The 5357-nt window shown below is 60.8% G+C and carries 6 protein-coding genes and 1 tRNA gene; all 7 read right to left on the reverse strand.

Features of this window, described 5'->3' with window-relative positions:
- Nucleotides 1–99: 99 nt before the first annotated feature.
- The 7 genes from ABFD92_14295 to ABFD92_14325 all read right to left on the reverse strand — a co-directional run bounded on the left by ABFD92_14295 (nt 100) and on the right by ABFD92_14325 (nt 5029).
- Nucleotides 100–561 (reverse strand): hypothetical protein, encoded by a 462-nt coding sequence (locus ABFD92_14295; GenBank protein ID MEN6505708.1) that lies wholly within the window; start codon nt 559–561, stop codon nt 100–102.
- Between the two features lie 119 nt (nt 562–680).
- Nucleotides 681–753: transfer RNA gene (locus tag ABFD92_14300), tRNA-Lys, on the reverse strand.
- 29 nt (nt 754–782) lie between these two features.
- A complete protein-coding gene (gene frr, locus ABFD92_14305; protein MEN6505709.1) occupies nt 783–1343 on the reverse strand; it encodes a ribosome recycling factor in 561 nt (186 codons plus the stop codon).
- A 116-nt stretch (nt 1344–1459) separates the two neighbouring features.
- Nucleotides 1460–2182 (reverse strand): UMP kinase, encoded by a 723-nt coding sequence (pyrH, locus tag ABFD92_14310; protein ID MEN6505710.1) that lies wholly within the window; start codon nt 2180–2182, stop codon nt 1460–1462.
- Nucleotides 2183–2195: 13 nt separating this feature from the next.
- A complete protein-coding gene (gene tsf / locus ABFD92_14315) occupies nt 2196–2990 on the reverse strand; it encodes a translation elongation factor Ts (protein MEN6505711.1) in 795 nt (264 codons plus the stop codon).
- 63 nt (nt 2991–3053) lie between these two features.
- Nucleotides 3054–3914, reverse strand: a complete 861-nt coding sequence (rpsB, locus tag ABFD92_14320; GenBank protein MEN6505712.1) for a 30S ribosomal protein S2 — start codon at nt 3912–3914, stop codon at nt 3054–3056.
- Nucleotides 3915–4258: 344 nt separating this feature from the next.
- Nucleotides 4259–5029, reverse strand: coding sequence for a TIM barrel protein (locus ABFD92_14325; GenBank protein MEN6505713.1), 771 nt, complete (start codon nt 5027–5029; stop codon nt 4259–4261).
- Nucleotides 5030–5357 lie beyond the last annotated feature (328 nt).

The raw sequence follows: 5357 nt of genomic DNA on the forward strand, positions 1-5357 counted from the left end.
TCGCACATTGCCAACACACGCTTACGTAAATCCATTGAGTATGCTTTCATTTCAAGCCTCCATGCTTGACCCAAGCATACACAACTTCTTCAGAGGGCGCTAGATGTGTTCGTGACTTGCTCTAGGAATGCCCACCATCAGATAGGCATCAAACGAATCTGGAAGACCCGTCTGCCATCCTTGCTCGACAACGGGCTCTACTCTCATAAGATTCTGGTAGTACTGGCGAAGAGGGATGATTGCGCAATCAAGGCTGTCTTCATCGCCCAGACAAATCTTTGCAGCACCCTCAAAATCGAACGGTATGGTCTCTGAAGGATTGGCCGCCGCCCAAGAGTCAGCAAGTCGGCTATTCAGTATTTTGCCACCCCTCGCCTTGATTATCTCAATATCTCCAAAGACATGTCCAGCCGTAAGCATAAACCAAAGGCCTCTAACAGATATGACAAATGCGGATGCGTAAACAGGTCGCGGATCAGAGGCTTTTGCATCGTCTAGCTGAAGCCAAGACCACTCGACGAAATGCCTGCAAAAGAACTCAAAAGCGCGTGCGTATTTCATCTTTATCCCCATGAACGTCCACTTGTTACTAAGCGAATTTCACTTGGACGGTACCGCACCCATAGTCACCGTCTCAGCAGGCGGGCCTTGCTGGACGGCCACACATGCGTAATTCGCACTGAGGGAGCTGGGGCTCGAACCCAGAACCTACGCCTTAAAAGGGCGTTGCTCTACCAATTGAGCTACTCCCCCTCGGGGGGCGGGCATCGGAGGCTGCCAGATCACGACTGCTCGATCTCGGTCGTCTTGGCGGTCAGAAGCTCTTCGACTTTTGCCTGGTAGCTGTCGGTGAGCTTCTGAACCTCGTCCTTGCCCTTCTTGGCCTCGTCTTCGGTCAATTCCGCTTCTTTTTCCTCGCGGTCGACTTCTTTATTGCCGTCGCGGCGGGCGTTGCGGATCGTCACCCGCGCCGCCTCGGCCATCTTCTTGAGCTGGCCGGCGATCATGTGCCTCCGCTCGGTCGACAGCGGCGGCACCTGCAGGCGGATGATCTTTCCGTCGACGCTGGGGGTGATGCCCAGGTCGCTGGCGAAAATCGCCTTCTCGATGTCCTTGACGCTGCCCGGATCGAACGGCTTGATCACGATCAGCGTCGCATCCGGCGTCGAGATCGACGCTAGTTGCCGCAGATCCGTCGGCGAACCATAGTAGTCCACCTTGATGTGGTCCACCAAGCCCACCGACGCACGGCCGGTGCGGATCCCGCGGAACTCCGTCCGCAGGTACTCCAGCGCCTTGTCCATCTGATCTTCGACTTCCAGGAGTACGTCATCCATCGCCATGAGCGGCTCCTTCAGTAGCACGGGCGTCTCGCCCGTGAGTCCAACGCCCGTCCCGGGCGTTGTCGGTCTTCTACACGGGCAAGATGCCCGTGCGACTCATGGGCAAGATGCCCATGCTACTCGCTGATCACCGTTCCCACGTCCTGGCCGCTGACGGCCGCGAGCAGGTTGCCCTGCCTGGACAACTGAAAGACCAGGATCGGAATCCGGTTTTCCATGCACAGCGAGATGGCTGTCAGGTCCATCACGCCCAGTTTATCGGCCAGTACCTTACCATACGTCAAGGTTGAGTATTTCCTGGCGGCCGGGTTCTTCACCGGGTCGGCGTCGAAAACGCCGTCGACCTTGGTGGCCTTGATCAATACCTCTGCGCCTAGTTCGCTGGCACGCAGGGCGGCGCACGTGTCGGTGGTGAAGAACGGGCTGCCCGTCCCGCCGGCCAGGATCACGATCTTGCCCGCGGCCAGGCTCGCCGACGCCGCTCGAATCGTATACGCGTCGCACACACTGACCATAGGGATGGCCGACATCACGTGGCAGGCCGCGCCGCGGCTGACCAGCGTGTCGTGCAACGCCAGGGCGTTGATCACCGTGGCGAGCATGCCCATGTAGTCGGCGGTGGGGCGCTGCACGTGCGGATTGGCCGTCAGATCGCGCCCGCGGAGGATGTTGCCCCCGCCGATCACCAGGGCGATCTGCACGCCCCGAGCCGCCAGCGCCGACAACTCATCGGCGACGGCCGCCACGGCGGCGGCGTCAATGCCGCCGCAGCCCGGCTGGCACAGGCTCTCGCCGGAGATCTTCAGCAGCACGCGCGTGTAGCGAAACGGATCCGCCATGTCGTCTCAGACTTTACTTGCCGATCCCGAAGCGGGCAAACGCGGTGATCGTAGCCTTGCCGAGCACGTCCTTGACCTTCTTCTTTTCGTCGCGGACGAACGGCTGTTCCAGCAGGGCGTTTTCCGCCAGGAACTTGTTGATCTTGCCGACGACCATCTTTTCGGCGATGTCGGCCGGCTTGCCCGACTCGATGGCCTGTTCCTTGGCAAAGGCCTTTTCCTTCTCGACGAGGTCTGCCGGGATATCGTCCTTCGTCACGCCCATGGGGTTGGTGAAGGCGATATGCATGCAGACGTCGCTGAGGGTAGCCGCGTCGATCGAGCCGGTCACGGCAACGACCACGCCGACCTTGCTGTTGTGGTGCAGGTACGTGCCGACCTGGTCGGCCTGGACCTTGATGCCCTGGGCGTAACCCATGTTCTCGCCGATCTTGGCCTGGGCCGCCTGAACGGCGTCTTTGATCGCAGCGGTCGCTTCGATGGCGCCGGGGGCCGACTGCATGGCCATCTTGGCCACCTCGGACACGGCGGCCTTGAAGATCTCGTTGCGGGCGCAGAAGTCCGTCTCGCACTGGACCTGGACCATGGCCGCCGACTTGCCGTCTGGGGCCACTTCGATGGCGACGAGGCCTTCGTTGATGGTGCGGTCGGCTTTCTTTTCTGCCGAGGCCAGACCCTTCTTGCGGAGGATGAGCTTGGCCTCTTCGACATCGCCATTGGCTTCGATGAGGGCCTTCTTGCATTCCATCATGCTCTGCTGCGTCTCTTCGCGCAGAGCCTTAACCATTGCAGCATTAATTTCAGCCATGATAACTCCCGGATTCTTTAGCATCAGGCCCCGCGCGGAGGCGGGGCGGTAGCAGTCAGTAAATTAGGCCTGTCCGGCCTCGCCGGCCTGGGGCTCGACGGGCTTGTCGTCGCCGGCGGCGATTTCGGCCTCGCTGGGCACGTCTTCACCGGCCTGGCTGGCGTCCTCGGCGCGGGCGGTGGCGTCGCGGCTGCTGCGGCGTCGCGGCTGCTGGGCGGCGGCTTCGTCGCTGAGCTTGGTGCGCATGCCCAGGGCTTCCTTGACGGAGGCGCAGAGTTCTTTGACGATCAGTTCGATGGCCCGCATCGCGTCATCGTTGCCGGGGATGGGGATGTCGATCTGGTCGGGGTCGCTGTCAGTGTCGATCAGGCAGATGACCGGGATGCCCATCTTCTTGGCTTCTTTGACAGCGATGGTCTCGCGCCGCTCGTCGATGATAAACAGCACGCCGGGCAGTTGCGTCATGCGGCGGATGCCGCCGAGGTTGCGGCGGATCTTGCGCATCTCGCGGCGCAGCGACGAGCCTTCCTTCTTCGAGTAGGCGTCAAGCCGACCTTCGCTGTCCAGATGTTCCAACTCGTCCAGGCGCCCGACGCGCTTGCGGATCTCGCGGAAGTTCGTCAGCGTACCGCCCAGCCAGCGGTCGTTGACGTAGTGCATCTGCACTTCGGTGACGGCCTCTTCGACCGCCTTGCGAGCCTGGCGCTTGGTGCCGACCACCAGCACGTCTTTTCCGCCGGCGACGACCTGCGTGACGAATTTCTTCGCCAGCAGAATCCCGCGGAGGGTTTCCTTGACATTGACGATGTGGATGAGGTTGCGCTTGCCGAAAATATACGGCGCCATCTTGGGATTCCAGCGGCTGACTCGGTGGCCGAAGTGAATCCCCGCATCAATCAATTCTTTGACTAACGTTGCCGACAAGGGTACACGCTGCCTTTCGCCTCAGGATACGGTTAAACCGGCCCTGGGGTTGCTCTCACAAGGGGTTCGTTACGGATGGTTTACGACGGAGCTACAATGCTTCCGCCGACAAGGGGGCTAACATACCCGCCCACCCCGGGTTGCGTCAAGCAACATTTCTACGAAAAGTGCTTCCCGGTCCTCTCACCGCAGAGGTCGCAGAGATCGCAGAGGAAATTGGCAAGGATGAACGGACACAGAATGAAATAGAAACGAAACGCCGTCTTCGTCTTAGTCGGTGTTTCGTTTTATCCCCGCCCTTTCCTCCTCTCCGCGGCCTCTGCGACCTCTGCGGTGAAATTCGGTCACTGCTGGTCGCAGATCGTAAAGGCCTTGCGCAGGGCTTCGATCGGGTCGGCTTTGGGGCTGAACTCGTGGCCGACGTAGCCGGTATAGCCGGTCTGGGCGATGGCTTTGCAGATGCCGGCGTAGTTCATTTCCTGCAGGTCGTCAAAATCGCGACGCCCGGGGTTTCCGGCGGTGTGGAAGTGTGCGATCCAGTCGATCGAATCGCGGATCGTCGCGATCACGTCGCCTTCCATGATCTGCATGTGGTAGATGTCGTAGAGCAGCTTGACGCGCGGGCTGTTGACGCGTTTGACCACCTGCAGGCCCCAGTTCGTGCGGTCGCACTGATAATCTTTGTGGTCGCGCTTCGAGTTGAGCAATTCCAGGTTGATGTTCACGCCCGCGGCCTCGGCGTACGGCGCCAGGCGCAGCAGCGACTGTGCGGTGATGTCGGCCCCTTCGTCGTCGGTCATGCCCGCTCGGCGGTTGCCCGAAAAGACGATGAACCCGGGAATCTTCAGCTTGGCCGCCAGGTCGATCGAGCGACGCGTCTGGTCCTCAAGCTGCGTGTGCAGCGAAGGGTCGTTGAACCCGCCTCCGCACGTCCCGCTGCCGATGAAGCTCGACACGCACATCCCGTGCGAGGCCGCCATGTCGGCCGTCTGCTCCAGGCCGTCCACGCCCCAGGTCTCGACGGCCCCATACCCGATCTTCGCCGCCTCGCGGATCAGAGTCTCCATCGGTACGCTGCCGAACATCGGGATGCACACGGATTGCTTGATACGCATTGGGTTTCCTTCTGTGTGGACAGTCTTTCCAAGCTGTGGCCATGGATTATGCCTTGGCCCGACAGGAAGTGCAACTGTGACGGGCAGCGGTATCCGCGCCGGCGAACAATTCCTCTTTGCGACGAAGACAAGCGAGAGGAAGCAGGCCGCTTCAGCGGCCTTTGTCCCGCCGGAAGGCGGGCCTAGCCCAGGCCTTTTAGGCCTCACCTTTACCCACATTTGGGTGGGCCTCGCATTAGTTCAAGGCCCTCGACCATTCGTTCGACATCATACCAGCCCCGCCACAGGACTTTCCAGCCTGGTCGGACATCGTGTTTGCGTGCGAGAT

This window comes from Planctomycetaceae bacterium, assembly GCA_039680605.1.
Taxonomy (GTDB): Bacteria; Planctomycetota; Phycisphaerae; order SM23-33; family SM23-33; genus JAJFUU01.

Coding starts and splice junctions, on each gene's coding strand:
- frr (MEN6505709.1), bottom strand. CDS start 1,343: ATGGCGATGGATGACGTACTCCTGGAAGTCGAAGATCAGATGGACAAG.
- ABFD92_14295 (MEN6505708.1), bottom strand. CDS start 561: ATGAAATACGCACGCGCTTTTGAGTTCTTTTGCAGGCATTTCGTCGAG.
- ABFD92_14325 (MEN6505713.1), bottom strand. CDS start 5,029: ATGCGTATCAAGCAATCCGTGTGCATCCCGATGTTCGGCAGCGTACCG.
- tsf (MEN6505711.1), bottom strand. CDS start 2,990: ATGGCTGAAATTAATGCTGCAATGGTTAAGGCTCTGCGCGAAGAGACG.
- pyrH (MEN6505710.1), bottom strand. CDS start 2,182: ATGGCGGATCCGTTTCGCTACACGCGCGTGCTGCTGAAGATCTCCGGC.